The sequence below is a fragment of the Marinithermus hydrothermalis DSM 14884 genome (assembly GCF_000195335.1).
Lineage (GTDB): Bacteria > Deinococcota > Deinococci > Deinococcales > Marinithermaceae > Marinithermus > Marinithermus hydrothermalis.
Genome location: NC_015387.1, coordinates 1384446 through 1401743 on the forward strand (window position 1 = coordinate 1384446; position 17298 = coordinate 1401743).

12 protein-coding genes and 1 pseudogene are annotated in these 17298 nt (G+C 68.0%); 7 read left to right on the forward strand and 6 right to left on the reverse strand.

Annotated elements, in window-relative coordinates:
- Positions 1 to 20: 20 nt before the first annotated feature.
- Genes MARKY_RS06915 through MARKY_RS06925 form a run of 3 tightly spaced genes read right to left on the reverse strand, consistent with a single transcriptional unit; the run spans position 21 to position 4551 of the window.
- A complete protein-coding gene (locus MARKY_RS06915; protein WP_013704158.1) occupies positions 21 to 1037 on the reverse strand; it encodes a PIN/TRAM domain-containing protein in 1017 nt (338 codons plus the stop codon).
- Positions 1027 to 2319 (reverse strand): DNA repair protein RadA, encoded by a 1293-nt coding sequence (gene radA / locus MARKY_RS06920; protein ID WP_013704159.1) that lies wholly within the window; start codon positions 2317 to 2319, stop codon positions 1027 to 1029. Before radA ends, MARKY_RS06915 begins: the two co-directional genes overlap by 11 nt.
- Before the next feature lie 27 nt (positions 2320 to 2346).
- Positions 2347 to 4551, reverse strand: a complete 2205-nt coding sequence (locus MARKY_RS06925; RefSeq protein ID WP_013704160.1) for an ATP-dependent Clp protease ATP-binding subunit — start codon at positions 4549 to 4551, stop codon at positions 2347 to 2349.
- 155 nt (positions 4552 to 4706) lie between these two features.
- Between MARKY_RS06925 and MARKY_RS06930 the strand changes: the two genes are divergently transcribed.
- The 6 genes from MARKY_RS06930 (at position 4707) to MARKY_RS06955 (ending at position 10107) form a co-directional block, all read left to right on the forward strand.
- Positions 4707 to 5549 (forward strand): glycine--tRNA ligase subunit alpha, encoded by an 843-nt coding sequence (locus MARKY_RS06930; RefSeq protein ID WP_245526770.1) that lies wholly within the window; start codon positions 4707 to 4709, stop codon positions 5547 to 5549.
- Positions 5550 to 5559: 10 nt separating this feature from the next.
- The gene (glyS, locus tag MARKY_RS06935; RefSeq protein ID WP_013704162.1) at positions 5560 to 7656 is read left to right on the forward strand and encodes a glycine--tRNA ligase subunit beta; all 2097 of its coding nucleotides are present in this window, start codon (positions 5560 to 5562) and stop codon (positions 7654 to 7656) included.
- A gap of 98 nt (positions 7657 to 7754) precedes the next feature.
- Entirely contained in the window at positions 7755 to 8741 is a 987-nt protein-coding gene (locus tag MARKY_RS06940; protein ID WP_013704163.1) for an aspartate-semialdehyde dehydrogenase, read from the forward strand.
- 57 nt (positions 8742 to 8798) lie between these two features.
- Positions 8799 to 9014, forward strand: a complete 216-nt coding sequence (locus MARKY_RS06945; protein ID WP_013704164.1) for a dodecin — start codon at positions 8799 to 8801, stop codon at positions 9012 to 9014.
- Between the two features lie 9 nt (positions 9015 to 9023).
- A complete protein-coding gene (locus tag MARKY_RS06950; RefSeq protein WP_013704165.1) occupies positions 9024 to 9356 on the forward strand; it encodes a DUF3234 domain-containing protein in 333 nt (110 codons plus the stop codon).
- A 13-nt stretch (positions 9357 to 9369) separates the two neighbouring features.
- A complete protein-coding gene (locus MARKY_RS06955; protein ID WP_013704166.1) occupies positions 9370 to 10107 on the forward strand; it encodes a hypothetical protein in 738 nt (245 codons plus the stop codon).
- Positions 10108 to 10143: 36 nt separating this feature from the next.
- Here MARKY_RS06955 and MARKY_RS06960 read toward each other — a convergent pair whose 3' ends face one another.
- Genes MARKY_RS06960 through MARKY_RS06970 form a run of 3 tightly spaced genes read right to left on the reverse strand, consistent with a single transcriptional unit; the run spans position 10144 to position 15402 of the window.
- Positions 10144 to 11898 (reverse strand): acyl-CoA dehydrogenase family protein, encoded by a 1755-nt coding sequence (locus MARKY_RS06960; RefSeq protein ID WP_013704167.1) that lies wholly within the window; start codon positions 11896 to 11898, stop codon positions 10144 to 10146.
- 21 nt (positions 11899 to 11919) lie between these two features.
- The gene (locus tag MARKY_RS06965) at positions 11920 to 13086 is read right to left on the reverse strand and encodes a thiolase family protein (protein WP_013704168.1); all 1167 of its coding nucleotides are present in this window, start codon (positions 13084 to 13086) and stop codon (positions 11920 to 11922) included.
- A 9-nt stretch (positions 13087 to 13095) separates the two neighbouring features.
- The gene (locus MARKY_RS06970; protein WP_013704169.1) at positions 13096 to 15402 is read right to left on the reverse strand and encodes a 3-hydroxyacyl-CoA dehydrogenase/enoyl-CoA hydratase family protein; all 2307 of its coding nucleotides are present in this window, start codon (positions 15400 to 15402) and stop codon (positions 13096 to 13098) included.
- A gap of 170 nt (positions 15403 to 15572) precedes the next feature.
- Between MARKY_RS06970 and MARKY_RS06975 the strand changes: the two are divergent.
- Positions 15573 to 17227: pseudogene (locus tag MARKY_RS06975) on the forward strand (long-chain-fatty-acid--CoA ligase).
- The last annotated feature ends 71 nt before the right edge of the window (positions 17228 to 17298 follow it).

Below are 17298 nucleotides of genomic sequence, written 5' to 3' on the forward strand. Positions count from 1 at the left end.
GGCGGGCTCCCTGATTCGGACTACTCGTGAATCCGCGCGAACAACAACCGTCCCACCTGGGTCTGGATGGCCTGGGTGACCACGACCTGCACCTCCTTGCCGCGGTGCTCGATCGCCTCGTCCACCACGACCATCGTGCCGTCCTCCAAATACCCCACGCCCTGCCCGGGCTCCTTCCCCTCCTTGAGGATGGTCACCTTGAGGCGCTCACCGGGGAAGTAATGGCTGCGCAGCGCGGCCGCAAGCGCCTGCACGGACAACACCCGCACCCCGTAGATACGCGCGAGCTGGATCAGGGCCGCATCGTTCGTAACGAGCGCGGCCCCCGTGCGGCGGCAGACCTCGAGGAGCTTGTCGTCCACGAGCGCCTCCCCCTCCACATCCTCCTCGAGCACCTCGAGGGAAGCGATCTGCTTGAGGCGCTCGAGGGTCTCGAGGCCGCGTCGTCCCTTGGCGCGGCGCAGGTTATCCGGGGAGTCGGCGAGCATCTGAAGTTCGCGCAGCACGAAGCGTGGTACCCAAAGGGGCCCCTCGAGAAACCCGAGTTCCGCGATCTCCGCCACCCGGCCGTCGATGAGCACGGAGGAGTCGAGGGCCTTACCCCCATTCACGCGCCGCGGCCAGGGAGGCGGGTTCGCGTGCGGACGCAAAAACTCGCGGTTGGCCAGCACCACCGCGCTGGATACCCCCACGAGCACCAGCGCGAGCAGGAGCGAGTGGTACCAGGTAAACCCCGGCACCTGAGCGAACAAGGTGGTCAGCAAGACGGAAGCGAGGAGCCCCAGGATGCCGCCCACCATCACCGCGAAGGGCACCTCGGGCGGCAGGCGGCGCCACCAGGCGCTCACCCGCTCGAGGCGCGTAAGGACGAGCGGCTCGAGGCGCGGCACGACCAAAAACCCCGCCAAAACGCCCACCACGGTCAAGTAAACGAGGTTAATGGGGCTCCCCAATAGCCCCCAGCGCTCCAGCCACCGCCCGCTTTCGTACCCCAACCATGCGAAGAACGCTACGCCAACGATCCAACTACCCCTCATGCTGCCCCACCCGCGTTACCGCTTCCTCGACGCTACGCACCACCCCTGGGTGCAAGAACTCCGTGAAGCCCGCGCGTTTCCCCTCCTTCAAGCGTTGCTCGAGCGCTTCTACGCTGCGCACCTCTCCCGCGAGCCCCACCTCTCCCACTACCGCCAGGTGCTCCGGGAGCGGCCTGGCCATCACGGCTGAGTACACCGCGAGCGCGACCGCGAGGTCAAGGCCGGGATCCACCACGCGCAGACCGCCCGCCAGGTTCACGTACACGTCCAGGTGCCCTAGCCTCAAGCCGAGACGGCGCTCGAGCACCGCGAGCACCACGTCCACGCGGCGGGCATCCAGGCCTTGCGCCACGCGCTTAGGCATCGCGTAGGGACTCCGGGCGGCGAGGGCCTGCACCTCGAGGGCGATCGCGCGTTCTCCTGAGAGGGTGAGGGCCACGACGGACCCCGGCACCCCGGTAGGGCGTTCCGCGAGGAAGGCTTCCGAGGGGTTCTCGACCCCCATTAGGCCGGCCTCCTCCATGCGGAACACGCCCACCTCCCCCACCGGACCGAACCGGTTCTTGGTGCTCCGAAGTACGCGGAAGAGCCCGGCGGTCTCCAGGTAGAGCGTGGCGTCCACGACGTGCTCGATCACCTTCGGCCCCGCGACCACACCCTCCTTGGTCACGTGCCCCACCAACAGCGCGGTTATCCCCAAGCGTTTGGCGAGACCGGTGAGTGCCTGGGTGGCCTGCCGCACCGCAACCAAGGAACCCGGCGCGCCGTCGGCCTCGATCGTCTGGATGGAGTCGATCACGACGGCGTCCGGGCGTTCGGCCTCGAGAAGCGCCTCCAGCGCAGCGAGCCGCGTCTCCCGGGAGAGGGTGAGGTCGCCGCTCACCCCGAGCCGTCCGGCGCGCAAACGCACCTGCGAGAGGGACTCCTCTCCCGCAACGTACAGCACCCGCTTCCCGGAGCGGGCCAGCCGGTCCGCGACCTGCAAGAGGAGGGTGCTCTTGCCTACCCCTGGCTCACCGCCGAGAAGGAGCACCTCGCCGGGCACGAACCCGCCCCCCAGTACCCGGTCCACCTCCCCCACCCCGCTACTGAAACGAACCTCCTCGTTCGGGGGTACGTCCGCCAAGCGCAGAATCGGCAGGGGCTCAAGGCGCGCGGCCGTAGCCGGGGAGTCCGGGACCGTCCGCTGAAAACTATCCCAAGCCCCACAACCGGGACACCGGCCAAGGGGCTTGGGGGTTACGTAGCCGCACTCTACGCAGCGATAATCCGCTTTCTTCACGTCGCTAAGCGGTCACCTCCGCACACCCTACACCAGGCTCACTTCCTCCTCCTCAAACGCCAGCTCGTCGTCCTTCAGCGTCACGAGCAACGTTCCACCCGGCTTCTTGAGCAGCACGAGCGAGAGGGGGTCCTCGATGCGCTCGCGGATGATGCCGCGCAACGCCCGGGTCGACCCGGTCTTCGGCGCGTGCCGCACCACCCACGCCGCGATCGCGGGGTCGAAGCGCACGTGGATCTCCCGCGTCTTCAACTCCTCCGCGATCTCCTCGAGCATGAACTGCGCGATCTGCACGAGCTCGTTCTCCTGGAGGGGACGGAAGCGAATGACCTCGTCCAAGCGGTCGAGGAACTCCGGCGTGAACAGGGTTTTGAGGGGGGACTCGGTGTCCACCTCGGTCTCGGTGAACCCGATGGCGGGGCCGGTGTTAAAGCCGGTGTTCGAGGTCATGATCAAAATCACCCGGCGGAAGTCCACCGTGCGCCCCAACCCGTCCGTCAAGCGGCCGTCGTCCATGACCTGGAGGAAGGTGTTGTAGATGTCCGGGTGCGCCTTCTCGATCTCGTCCAGGAGCACGACGCTAAACGGTTGGCGCCGCACCGCCTCGGTCAAGCGGCCGCCTTGCTCATACCCCACGTACCCGGGCGGGGCGCCGATCAGCTTGCTGATCGAGTGCGCCTCCTGGAACTCGGACATGTCGAAGCGGATCAATGCCCGTTCCGAACCGAACAGCGTCTCGGCCAGAACCTTCGCCAGGTGGGTCTTCCCCACGCCGGAGGGCCCTACGAAGAGGAAGCTCGCCGTCACGCGGGCGCGCCCTCCGAGCCCCACGCGGGCCCGGCGCAGCGCGGCGGCCAGGGCGTGGACCGCCTCGTCCTGCCCCACCACCTTTTTCTTCAGCTCTTCCTCCAGGTGCATCAACCGGAGGTCGTCCTTGTCGTCCACATACACCCCACCCCACGAGTCCACCACCGCCTCGATGTCCTCGCGGGTCACCATGGGGGTCCCGTCCTCGTCGTACTCCACGGGAAGGCCCAGGCTCGAGTTGAGGCGCACGCGGCTCGCGGCCTCGTCGATCAGGTCGATGGCCTTGTCCGGGAAGTTCCGCCCCGGCAGGCTGCGCACCCCGATACGCACCGCGATCTGCAGGATCTCGTCGGGGATCACCACCCCATGGTGCGCCTCGTACCGGGGCCGGAGGCCCTTCAGGATCTCCAGGGTCTCCTCCGGGCTCGGCTCGAGCACGATCACCGGCTGGAAGCGCCGCTCGAGGGCCGCGTCCTTTTCGATGTAGCGGTGGTACTCGCCGGTCGTGGTCGCCCCGATCACCTGGATCTCCCCGCGGGAGAGGGGGGGCTTGAGGATGTTCGCCGCGTCCAGCGTCCCCTCCGCACCGCCCGCCCCGATCAGGGTGTGGAGCTCGTCGATAAAGGCGATGACCTTGGCGGTCTTGAGCTCCTCGATGATTTGGCGTAAGCGTTCCTCGAACTCACCGCGGTACTTGGTGCCCGCCACGACCCCCGCGAGGTCCAGGGCCACCACCCGGGCTCCCCGCAGCACCGGGGGCACGCGCCCCTCGACGATCGCCTGGGCGAGCCCCTCGACGATCGCGGTCTTCCCCACGCCCGGATCCCCAACCAGCACGGGGTTGTTCTTGGTGCGGCGCGCCAGGATCTGGATGACGCGGTTGATCTCCTCGGTGCGGCCGATCACCGGGTCGAGCTTGCCTTCGCGGGCCTCCCGGGTGAGGTCGCGGCCGTACTCGTCCAGGAAGGGGGTGGAGGCCGGTTTTTCCTTGCCGCCCTCCCCGGCCTGGGCGAGCACGCGCCAGCGGATGGTGTCCACGTCCTTAGCGAAGTGCGTCAGGATGCGGTAAGCGACCCCATCCCCTTCGCGAATGATGCCGAGCAGGATGTGCTCGGTGCCGATCACGGGGCTGCCCATGTTGCGGGCCTCCGCCCCGGCGAGTTCCATGACGCGACGGGCGCGAGGCGTGATCGCGGGCGGCTCCCCCGAGCGCGATCCTTCCCCCCGGCCCACCAGCTCCTCCACCATGCGGCGCATCGCTTCCAGGGTCGCGCCGTACTCGGCCAGGATCCGGGCGGCCGCGCCGCCTTCCCGCATCAGGCCCAGCAGGAGGTGCTCCGGGCCGATCATGGAATGGCCCAGGCGACTGCCCTCCTCACGCGCATAGTGAAAGACCAATCTCGCGCGGTCGTCGTACCTATTCAAGGCCCTTACCCCTTTCTCCGCTCGTCGCCTCGAATGCCTCGGCCGTTTCCACGCTAACCTTCCCTGTATGATATATTAACCGCCTAGGTCCGGGGCGTTTGCGCCACGGGTTACAAGCAAACCGGAACCCAGGAGGCACAATGCGATTCCAAGACATGATCCTCAACCTGCACCGCTTCTGGTCCGAGCAGGGCTGCGTGATCAGTGAACCCTATGATACCGAGGTCGGGGCGGGCACCGCCTACCCCGCTACCTTCTTAAAAGCCCTAGGGCCCGAGCCGTGGAGGACCGCGTACGTCGCCCCCTCACGCCGACCACAGGACGGCCGGTACGGGGAAAACCCCTACCGGTTCCAGTACTACTTCCAGTACCAGGTCATCCTCAAACCCTCCCCATCGGACGTGCAGGACCTGTACCTGAACAGCCTGCGCGCGATCGGCATTGAGCCCGAGCAGCACGACGTGCGCTTCGTGGAGGACAACTGGGAGCAACCCAGCCTGGGCGCGTGGGGCCTCGGGTGGGAGGTCTGGCTCGACGGGATGGAGATCACCCAGTTCACCTACTTCCAACAAGTGGGCGGGGTGGACCTCAACCCCATCAGCGTGGAGATCACCTACGGCCTCGAGCGCATCGCCATGTACCTGCAAAACAAAACGCACGCCTACGAGGTGGAGTACGCGCCGGGCGTGACGATCGGGGACATCCGCCGGGCGTTCGAGTACGAGCACTGCGAGTACAACTTCAACCAGTCCGATCCTCAGAAGGTGCGCCGCTGGTTCGAGGACTACGAGAGCGAAGCCCTAAGGCTCCTCGAGGCCGGCCTCGTCTACCCCGGGTACGAGTTCGTGCTCAAAGCCAACCACGCCTTCAACCTCCTGGACGCACGCGGCGTGATCTCGCACGCGGAACGCCAAGCCTACGTGCAGCGCATCCGCCGCCTCGCGGAACGCGCCGCCCGGGCCTACCTGGAGAAGTACGTGACCGAACCCCAGCCGTAGAGGTGTCGTCATGGACCTGCTGTTCGAGATCGGTACCGAGGAACTCCCCGCCTGGTACGTCACCGAAGGCCTCGAAGCCCTTAAGAAACGCACCGCCGAGCGGCTCCTCGCCGCGCGGCTCGAGTACGAGGAGCTCACCGGCTACGCGACCCCCCGCCGCCTGGCGCTCGTAGTCACCGGTCTTGCCGCCCACCAAGCCCGGCTGGAGGAGGAACGCCGCGGCCCGCCCGCCCGCGTCGCGTTCCAGGACGGCAAGCCCACCAAAGCCGCCGAGGGATTCGCCCGCAAGAACGGCGTCCGGGTCGAGGACCTCTACGAGCGGGACGGGTACGTGTACGCGCGGGTCGTGGACGAAGGCCGGCCCGCCCGGGAGGTGCTGCCCAAGCTGCTCGCGGAGGTGGCGCGGGAGCTGCCCGCCCCCAAACCCATGCGCTGGGGGCACGGGGAGGGACCGTTCATCCGGCCGGTGCGCTGGCTGGTGGCCCTTTTGGACGGGGAGGTGCTGCCCCTCGAGGTCTTCGGGGTGCGGGCAGGCCGCGAGACGCGCGGGCACCGCTTCCTCCACCCCGGCCTCCTCGCCCTCCAGGACGCCGCCTCCTACGTAACGGCGCTGCACGAAGCGCGCGTCGTCGTGGATCCCGAGGTGCGGCGGGAGCGGATCATAACCGAGGCCGCGACGCTCGCGCTGGCCGAGGGGCTCGAGGTGGTGCTTCCGAAGGACCTGCTGGAGGAGGTCACCGGCCTGGTCGAGTGGCCCGTCGGCGTGATGGGCCGGTTCGACGAGCGGTACCTCGAGCTGCCGGACGAGGTGCTGGCCGAGGTGATGATCGTGCACCAGCGGTTCTTCCCCGTCCGGGGGAAAGACGGGCGGCTCACGAACCGTTTCATCGGCATCGCGAACCACCTGCCGGACCACCTCGAGACGGTGCGCCGCGGGTACGAGGGGGTGCTCGAGGGTCGGCTCGCGGACGCGCTCTTCTTCTGGCGGGCGGACCTCAAAACCCCGCTCGCCGAGCACCGCGCGCGCCTCAAGGGGATCAACTTCCACAAGGGGCTCGGCACGATGTGGGACAAGACCGAGCGCGTGCGGCGCGCGGCTGAAGCGCTCGGTGAAGCGGTCGGGGCTGATCTCGGGGTGCTCCGGGAAGCCGCAGGACTCCTCCGGGCGGACCTCGGCACCCAGATGGTGTACGAGTTTCCCGAGCTCGAAGGCATCATGGCCCGCGCCTACGCGGAGCGGCAGGGTGTGGATCCGCGGGTGGCGCGCGCCCTGGAGGAGGCCGTGCGTCCCCAGGGGGGTAGCGGCGCGCTTCCGGAAAGCACGGAGGGCGCGCTCCTCTCCGTCCTGGATAAGGCCGACACCCTCGTGGGTTTCTTCCAGCTCGGCAAGACCCCCTCCGGTTCCGCCGACCCCTTCGGTCTGCGCCGTGTGGCGGTCGGGCTCGTGCGGGTGCTGGGCGCCATGGGGTGGGACCTGCCCTTAGGGAAGGTGCTGGAGGCCGCGGCGGAAAGCTACCGGGCGTGGGGGCTCGAGGTCGAGGAGGCCGCGCTCCGCACCGCCGAGGGGTTCGTGCTCGAGCGGCTCGAGGGGCTGCTCGTGGAGGCCGGGCTTCCGGTGCTCGCGGTGCGGGCGGCTGAGGTCGCGCCCACGGTGTACGGGGTGATGCTGCGCGCGCGGTTGGTGGCGCAGCTCGCCGGGGAACCCGAGTTCGCGGGGCTTCAGCTCCTGTACAAGCGCGCCGCGAACCTGGCCCGGGAGGCCAGCGGCGTGCACGCGCCGGACCCAGCGCTCTTCCAGACCCCCGAGGAGGCGGCGCTGTACGCGGTGTTGCCCCGGGTGGAGGCGGGTGTGGCCCGCTTGCTCGAGCTCGGGACCGAGCTCATGCCCCCTTGGGACCCGGCCGCGCCGCTGCCGCGGGTAGGGCTCGAGCCGCTCGCAGCGCCCTTGCGGGAGGTCGTGGCCCTGAAGGACGCGCTGGACCGCTTCCTGGACAACGTGCTCGTGATGGTGGACGACCCCGCGGTGCGGGAGAACCGACTCGCGCTTCTCCGGCGGGTTCGCGACGCGGTGCGGCGGCTGGGCGCGCTCGAGGTGCTGGGCGGCTAGCCTCTCGGGGTTGAAGCCCCCCGGCCCACGTGTTAGCGTAGTGCATAACCTTGCACCCACCCCCCGGGGTGGGTGCGCGCTTCATCGTGGAGGTGAGCATGCGCGTTGCGGTCGTGGGGGCTACGGGAGCCGTGGGTCGGGAACTGGTCAAGGTCCTGGAAGCGCGCCGCTTCCCGCTTTCGGAGCTGCGCCTATACGCCAGCCCGCGCTCGGCCGGGGAAACCATTCCTTTCTGCGGGGAGGCCATCCCCCTCGAGGTCCTGCCCGAGGGGCCCTTGCCCGCCGATATCGTGCTCGCGAGCGCCGGGGGCGGCCTCTCTAAACGCCACGCCCCCGCCTGGGTCGCGGGTGGCAGCGTGGTGATCGACAACTCCTCCGCCTTCCGTTACGATCCCGAGGTGCCCCTCGTGGTGCCCGAGGTCAACGCCGAGGCCGCGCGGCAGCACCAGGGCATCATCGCCAACCCCAACTGCACCACCGCGATCCTCGCAGTGGCCCTATGGCCACTACACCAAGCCTTCAAGGCCCAGCGCGTCATCGTGAGTACCTACCAGGCCGCCTCCGGCGCGGGCGCGAAGGGCATGCAGGAACTCCTCGACGAAACGCACAAGGTGCTGCACGGTCAGGCCGCCGCAGCCCAGGTCTTCCCCCACCCCCTGGCCTTTAACGTCCTGCCGCACATCGACGCCTTCCAGGAGAACGGGTACACCCGCGAGGAGATGAAGGTGGTGTGGGAGACGCGCAAGATCTTCGGGGATCCCGAACTCAAGATCAGCGTGACCGCGGTGCGCGTCCCCACGCTGCGCACGCACGCGGAAGCGGTCACCGTGGAGTTTGCGCGCCCCGTCACCCCCGAATCCGCGCGCGCCGTGCTCGAGGCTGCCCCAGGCGTCCGGGTGGTGGACGATCCCGAGCGCCGCGCCTACCCCATGCCCCTCACCGCCACCGGCCGCTGGGAGGTGGAGGTGGGCCGGATCCGCAAGAGCCTGGTGCTCGAGAACGGCCTGGACTTCTTCGTGGCCGGGGACCAGCTCCTCAAAGGCGCGGCCCTTAACGCCGTGCAGATCGCCGAACTGCTGCTTTAAGCCCCCATGCCCTTAACGGCTCGCTACGGCGTGCTAGCCTAAGGGTGGAGGTACACAATGGGGCACGTGTACAAGAAGATCGAGCTGGTCGGCTCGAGCACCGAAAGCATTGAGGACGCGATCCACACCGCCATCCACCGCGCCTCGGAGACCGTACGGCACCTCGACTGGTTTGAGGTCAAGGAGGTGCGCGGGTGGATCAAGGACGGGAAGGTGCAGCACTTCCAGGTCGTGCTGCAAGTGGGGTTCCGGCTCGAGGGGGAAACACAGTAAACTTTCTTCGTGAAGGAAGCTTTGATTCACGGCCCGTGGTACATCCTGGAGGACCCAAACGCTCCAGGTGAGCACCTCACGCTGGAGGCTCTAGGGCAGAAGTTCGCGCTGATCTGGACCTCGGCGGAGGACGCCCAGACCTTCATGCAACGCACCCCCGCCACGGAGGGAATGACCGTAGGGGTGCTCGACACTTGGACGCTCAAGGAAGCCTTCCTCACCGCGGTGCAGCTCCTCAAGGTCACTCACCTCCTGGTGGGGTACCAGCCCGGCACCCACGAGGCGCCCGCCCTGTCCGTAGCGGCTGCCCTCGAGCTCGTCCGGCAGGAGCACGGAAACTGAATTCCGCGTAGCGATGACCCCCCTCATCCTGGCCTTCATCGCGGTCGCTGTACTGGCCTTACTGGCCTTGGTGGGCCTCGCTGCGCACGTTAGCGAGGACAGCCCGCCCAACCGCCTCACCACCCTGGGGTTCCCCGTACACACCAAACAGGAACTAGGGTGGTTGATCCGGGACGTGGAGCGCTCCGGGGAGGCCGTGGGGCCGTACCGGGTGCTGCGGGCCGGCGCGATCGAGGTGTGGGTCGAGAAAAACGCGGAGGACGCCGTGGTGGACTGCGTCCCGTACTACCAAGGCCCCACGCGCGCGCAGCTACGGCTGGAATGCCCCCTGGACGATCTACGGGCCTTCACTGCCCGCACGCAAGACGGCCACCCCCTCACCTTCGTCCTCCCGGATTACTGGCTTCAACGCGAGCCTCCCCCGTCCGACCCGGTAGAGGTGGCCCTGACCCTGTTCACGTACACGCTCGAGCCGGGCAGCGGTCGGCGTACGCCCCCCACCCCGCTCAACCCCACCCACCCCGATCACGGCGTGTGGCTGGTCGGCGCGGTGTTGGAGGCCGGGTGGCACACCAACCCCCTCACCCGCCAGCGGTTCGGGTACGCCTACGTGGACGCGGGCAGCGTGGAGGTCACCCTGGTCTTCGACCCGCGGGTGTACGCGCGGTTGCCGATGCGCGGCGACCTGGTGCGGGCGAGCGGCGCGCTTTTGGGCCGCGTCCTCGCCAAACCCAAGCCGTCCCCGGCGTAACGCCGGGGACGGGCGGTTGGGGGCTGGCCAACGGGCTCAGGCGCGGGGCTGCGGGTACCCCTCCGCCTCGAGCACCGCTTCCGCGACACGTCGGGTCGCAGTGATCGGGTCGAACGGATCGCGCTTGGTGAGGCGGCGCGCCGCGGCCAGCAGCACCCTGAGGTCATCCCCTTCCTCCAGGTACGGGAGGAGGAACTGCGCAATCTGGGCCGCGCGGTCCTGGGCCTCGGCCAGGTAGAGGCGGGCCATGTCCGCGTACACGCCCCCGAGCCGCTGGGCCCGCAGGAGGGCGGACTCTGCGGCGAAGACGTCGATCAGGATGTCCGCGATGCCGAGCAGCACCTCTTGCTCCGCCTCGATCCGCGGTCCGAACTTCTGCGCGGCCAAGCCGGCGGTCATCAAGGCGAGCTTCTTGAGGTTCGCGACGTACCGCGCTTCCTTGGCCCACTCGCCCTCCGCCTCCTCGCCGAAGCTCGGCTCGAGCAGCTCCTCCTGGAGCTTCATCGCGGCCTCAACCAGGGGCAGCGTGCCCTTCATGGCGCGCCGCAGGAGCATGCCGGGGATCAGGAGGCGGTTGATCTCGTTGGTGCCCTCGAAGATACGGTTGATGCGGCTGTCGCGGTAGGCGCGCTCGATGGGGTACTCCTGGATGTACCCGTACCCGCCGTGGATCTGGAGGGCCTCGTCCACCGCATAATCGAGGACCTCGGAACCCAGCACCTTGATGATCGAGGCCTCGACCGCGTACTCCTCGATGCCCTTAAGCACGGCCTCCGCGCCCTTCTTGCCCTCGAGGGCTGCGTCGATCAGGCCCATCGTGCGGTAGACCGCGCTCTCCGCGGCGAAGGTCTTGATGGCGATGCGCGCGAGTTTCTGGCGGATCGCGCCGAACGAAGCGATGGGCTGGCCGAACTGGTGGCGTTCCTTGGCGTACCTCGCGGCCTGGCCGAGCGCTTCCTTCGCGCCGCCGACCGCGCCGGCCCCGAGCTTGTAGCGCCCCACGTTCAGCACGTTAAAGGCGATCTTGTGCCCCTTACCGACCTCGCCCAGGACGTTCTCCACGGGCACCTTGACGTTCTCCAGGATCAGCTGGCGGGTGGAGGAGGCCTTGATCCCCATCTTCTTCTCCTCCGGCCCCACCGAGACCCCCTCAAAGCTCCGCTCGACGAGGAAGGCGGTGAAGTGCTCCCCGTCCACCTTGGCGAAGACGGTGAAGAGGTCCGCGAAGGCGGCGTTGGAGATGAACTGCTTGGTTCCGTTCAGGATGTAGTACTTTCCGTCCGGGCTGAGCTCAGCGCGGGTCTTGGCCCCGAGCGCGTCGGAACCGGAACCCGGTTCGGTCAGGGCGTAGGCCGCGATCCACTCCCCGGTGGCCAGCTTAGGAAGGTACTTCTTCTTCTGCTCCTCCGTGCCGAAAAACACCAGGGGCAGCGTCCCGATCGAGGTGTGCGCCCCAAACGACACGGAGAACCCCCCGGTCGGGGCGAGGTATTCAGCGATCACGGTGGAGACGACCTTCGGCAGGTCCAACCCGCCGTAGGCCTCCTCGATCTCCACCCCCAACAGCCCCAGCTCCCCCGCCTTGCGCAGCAAAGGCACGTTCAGCTCGAGCTCCCCGTGCTCGAGCCGCTCCAGGACCGGCAGGACCTCCCGCTCCACGTAGGTGCGGGTCGTGTCGATGATCATGCGGGTGGTCTCGTCGAAGTCCTCGGGGGTGTAGGTGGCCTCGGGGGCCTCGAGCAACCAACCGCCGCCTTTCTTCCAGAGCTTGGTATCCTTTTCCTCTACCATCGGTGCCTCCTTAATGCGTGTTTACGCGAAGACCTCGAACAACCCGGCCGCGCCCATCCCGCCGCCGATGCACATGGTGACGAGTCCCTTGCCGCCACCACGACGCCGAAGCTCGTGGATGAGCTGGGTGGTGAGCTTCGCGCCGGTAGCGCCCAGGGGGTGGCCCAGCGCGATCGCGCCGCCGTTGGCGTTGATCTTCTCCACGGGCATCTCGAGCTCCTGGATGACCGCGAGGACCTGGGCGGCAAACGCCTCGTTGAACTCGATCAGGTCCAGGTCGTCCATCCGCCACCCGGCGCGCTCGAGGACCTTGGGTACTGCTTTCGCGGGGCCGATCCCCATGATGTCCGGGTCCACACCCGCCACGGCGAAGCTCACGAAACGCGCGAGGGGCTGGAGCCCCAGAGCTTCGGCCTTCTCGGCGCTCATCACCAGCACCGCGGCCGCCCCGTCGGAGTAGGGGGAGGCGTTCCCCGCGGTGACGGTCCCGCCCTGCTTGAAGGCAGGCTTGAGCTGGGCGAGCACCTCGAGGGAGGTGTCCGGACGTACGAGCTCGTCCCGGGTGAAGGAATGCGTCTCCACCCGGCGCTTGGAGCCTTTCCAGTAGACCTTCTCTACCGGGACGGGCACGATCTGCTCGTCGAAGCGCCCTTCCTCCCAGGCGCGGGCGGCCTTCATGTGGCTCTCGTAGGCCCACCGGTCCTGGGCCTCGCGCGTGATGCCCCAACGCTCGGCCACGCGCTCGGCGGTGAAGCCCATCCCGATGTAGTGCTCGGTCAGCTCGGGGTGGAGGCGGGTGTGGTACCCCGACATGGGCACCTGGCTCATCATCTCCACGCCCCCCGCGAGCACCGCGTCTGCCATCCCACTCATCACGGCCTGGGCGGCCATGGCGATCGTCTGGAGGCCGCTCGAGCAGAAGCGGTTGACGGTGGCCCCCGGCACGTCCACCGGGAAGCCCGCCCGCAAGAGGGAAAGGCGCGCCACGTTCAAGCCCTGGGCCGCCTCGGGCATGGCGCACCCCCAAAGCACGTCATCGAGGATCTTGGGGTCCACCCCGACCCGCTCGACGGCAGCCTTCATCACCAGAGCGGACAGGTCCACCGGGTGGACCGTCGCCAGAGCCCCGTTCTTCTTGCCCTTGCCCACAGGGCTCCGCACCGCACTCACGATCACAGCGTCACGCATGATTCCTCCCTAGTTCCGGAGCGGCTTGCCCGTTTTGAGCGTGTGGGCGATGCGCTCCTGGGTCTTCTTGGTGCCGAGGAGCTTCAGGAAAGCCTCGCGCTCGAGGTCGAGGATGTCCACCTCGCTCACCTCGCGCGGCGGGCCGTCCCCCCCGGAGAGGACGTAGGCGAGCTCGTTCGCGATCCGGACCTCGTGGTCCGTGATCTGCCGGGCCTCGCGCAAGGACCACGCCGCGTAGCGCAGGTTGCCCAGCGCCTCCCGGCCCAGCGCGGTAATGGTTCGCGGCGCGGGCGGCACGTAGTCCTCAGCGAGCTCGAGCACCCGCCGTTTCGCGTCCGCGATGAGTCGGTCCCGGTTCATGGTGATCCCGTCCCCGTCGCGCAAGAATCCCATCGCGCGGGCCTCGAGGGCCGAGGTGCTCGTCTGGGCCAGGGCGATCAGCTCGAACGCGCGGCGCACGGCCTCGAAGGGGTCGGCCTCCTTGTAGGGCTTGAGGGCCTCGGTGAAGCGGAAGAGCATCTCCTTGGTGCCGCCCCCGGCGGGGATCAGGCCCACCCCGGTCTCGACCAGGCCCATGTACAGCTCGGCGTGGGCCTGGACGCGGTCCGCGTGCAGGGTGAACTCCGCCCCGCCCCCGAGCGTGAGCCCGAACGGCGCAACCACGACCGGGAAGGGGGCCTGCCGGAGGCTCATCGTCCCTTTTTGGAAGGCCCGCACCGCGAGCTCGAGCTCGTCCCACTCGCCCTCCTGGGCGAGCATCAGGATGAGGGCCAGGTTCGCGCCGGCGCTGAAGGCCCGCTCGTGCTCGTTCCCGATCACGAGGCCGGCGTACCCGTCGCGCTGCACGAGCTTCAGCGCGGCGTCGAGCATGCGGAAGATCCCCTCCCCGATCGCGTTCATCTTGGTGCGGAACTCGAGGAGGGCCACGCCGTCGCCCAGGTCGATGAGGGCGGCGTCCTTGCTCTCCTTGAGGACGCGCCCCTCGGCCTTCAGCTCGCTCAGGTGGATCGCGCCGGGGATCTCGGGGACGGGCACGTACCCCCCTTCGAAGGCGAGCATCGTACGCCGGCCGTTCGCCTTCTTGTAGAAGGTGCCGTCCGCTTGCTCGAGGAGGTTGGGCACCCGGAGGCCCGCGGCGTTGAAGGCTGCTTTGAGGGTGTCCAGCCCCACCGCGTCCATCTGCTTAAACGGCCCCATGCGCCAGCCGAACCCCCACTCGAGGGCCCGATCCACCGCGGCGAGGTCGTAGGCGATCTCGGGAGCTTTTTCGAGGGTGTAGTGGCTCGTCGTCAGGAAAAGCTCCTTCATGAAGGGCCCGTACGGCTCGGGCAGCTCGAGGACCGCGGCGAGACGCTTCTCGAGGGGCAGGGCCTGGACCGCCTCGAGGCCGGGGATCCGGGGTTTCTGGCGGGGGGCGTAGCTGCCCGTGCGCCAGTCGAGGGTGTGGATCTCCTTGCCCTCCTTGCGGTAGAACCCGGCCCCGGTCTTCTCCCCAAGCCGCCCCTCCGCCACCAGGCGGTCCACCCACTCCGGGAGGGTGAAGGGCTCCCCGGTGGCCTCGGCCAGCTCGGTGGCCACGTGCTTCAACACGTCCAGCCCGGTGAGGTCCGCGGTGCGGAAGGTCGCGGACTTGGGCCGGCCGATGAGGGGGCCGGTGAGGGCGTCCACCTCGTCAATGGTGAGGCCGTGCTTCTCCATGAGGTGAACGGCCTGGAGCATGCCGTACACGCCGAGGCGGTTCGCGATGAAGCCGGGCACGTCCTTAGCGCGCACGAGGCCCTTGCCGAGGATGCGGTCCGCGAAGCGCTCGATGGCCTCGGTCACCTCGGGAAGGGTGTCCGGCGTCGGGATGATCTCGAGGAGGTGCAGGTACCGGGGCGGGTTGAAGAAGTGGGTTCCGAGGAAGCGCTGCTTGAAGGCCTCGCTGCGCCCCTCGGTCAGGAGCCGCATGGGGATCCCCGAGGTGTTGGAGCTCACGATCGCGTGGGGGCTGAGGATCTTCTCGAGCTTCGCGTACAGTTCGCGTTTCGGCTCGAGTTTCTCGATGATCGCTTCGATGACCCAGTCGCAGGTCGCGAGCTTCTCGAGGTCGTCCTCGGTGTTGCCGATCTCGATGAGGGCCGCGCGTTCCTTGGCCATGAAGGCCGCGGGACGGGCCTTCATGGCGCGCTCGAGGCCGCGTTTCGCGGGTGCGTTGCGGTCGTCCTTTCCGGGAATGTCGAGGAGCACGACGGGAACACCGGCGGAGGCCACCAGGGCCGCGATGCCGCTCCCCATCGTGCCCGCACCGACGACGCCTACTTTCTTGATGCGCATGCTCTTCTCCTCCTTATACCGGGTATAAATTTATACCTAGCTTACCCCTTCTGTCTAGCCATCGGCGCACAATCCCTTGTACCTCCCCACCGTACCTGGCACTCGAGGCCCCAAGGCGTTATATTATCCTCGGTGCAAGTTTTGACCTGGTTTAAGGAGGAAGTACGCTGATGAAACCCTGGCACGCGCACTACGATCCGGGTGTGCCCCATGCCATCCCCGAAATCGAACCGCTACCCACGCTCCTGGAGCGCACCGCCACGCGCTTCCCGGACCGCGTCGCGCTCGAGTTCCTCGGCCGTCGCCTCACCTACCGCGCGCTCTGGGAAAGCGTCCAGCGCTTCGCCCACGCCCTCCAAGCCACCGGCCTCGAACCCGGCGAACGCGTCGCCATCATGCTCCCCAACTCCCCCCAGTTCGTCATCGCCTTCTACGGCACCCTCCTCGCCGGTGGCGTCGTCGTCAACACCAACCCCATGTACACCCCACGCGAGCTCGCCTACCAGCTCCAGGACTCCGGCGCCCAAACCCTCGTCATCCTCGACCTCCTCTGGCCCCGCTACGCCGAAATCCAAAACGAACACCCCCTCAAAACCGTCATCACCACCGGCATCCAAGACTACCTCCCCTTCCCCAAAAACCTCCTTTACCCCTTAAAGGTCCGGCGTGAAGGGAAGTGGCCCGGCAAGGTGGGCGGTACGGCCTGGCGGGCGTTCCTCAAGCAGGGGCAAGCCCCCGCGCCGCGGCGGCTCGAGCTGGACGACCTCGCCCTCCTGCAGTACACCGGCGGCACCACCGGACGCCCCAAAGGCGCCATGCTCACGCACCGGAACCTCGCGGCCAATGCCCTACAAACCAAGGCGTGGGTTAACGACTTCCGGGAGGGCGAGGAGGTCATTCTCGGGGTGATCCCCTTCTTCCACGTCTACGGCATGACCGTCGCTATGAACCTCGCGATGATCGGCGGGGCTACCCTGGTCTTGCTGCCGCGCTGGGACACCCAAGAGGTGCTCCGCACCATCCAGCGCACGCGCCCCACCCTCTTCCCCGGGGTGCCCACCATGTACGTGGCGATCAACACCTCGCCGCTCACCCCCAACTTCGACCTCACGAGCATCCGGGCCTGCATCTCCGGATCCGCTCCCCTGCCGGTGGAGGTCGCGCGGACCTTCGAGCGGATCACCGGGGCGAAGCTCGTCGAAGGGTACGGCCTAACCGAAGCCAGCCCCGTCACGCACTGCAACCCGATCTACGGCACCCGCAAGGAAGGCTCGATCGGGGTGCCCTTCCCTTCCGTGGACGCCCAGGTCCTCGGCCCCGACGGCCAGCCCCTACCCCCAGGCCAGATCGGCGAACTCGCCGTCAAAGGCCCCAACATCATGAAAGGCTACTGGAACCGCCCCGAAGAAACCCAGCAAGCCCTCAAAAACGGCTGGCTCCTCACCGGCGACATGGCCCGCATGGACGAAGACGGGTACTTCTACATCGTCGACCGCAAAAAGACCTCATCATCGCCGGCGGCTACAACATCTACCCCCGCGAGGTCGAAGAAGTCCTCTACGCACACCCCGCCGTCAAAGAAGCCGCCGTCATCGGCGTCCCAGACCCCTACCGCGGCGAAACCGTCAAAGCCTACGTCGTCCTCAAAGACGAGTACCGCGGCAAAATCACCCAAGCCGACCTCGAACAGCACTGCCGCGCCCACCTCGCCGCCTACAAGGTCCCCAAACAATGGGCCTTCAAAACCGAACTCCCCAAAACCGCCGTCGGAAAAATCCTCCGGCGGGAGCTGCGCGAGGAAGAGGCCCGCGCCTCCAAGGGGTAGAAAAGGTACCGCGTCCATTGCACGCGGTCCAAGGTTGAGCTATCCTAGAGGGAAGATCACCCTCTAGGAGG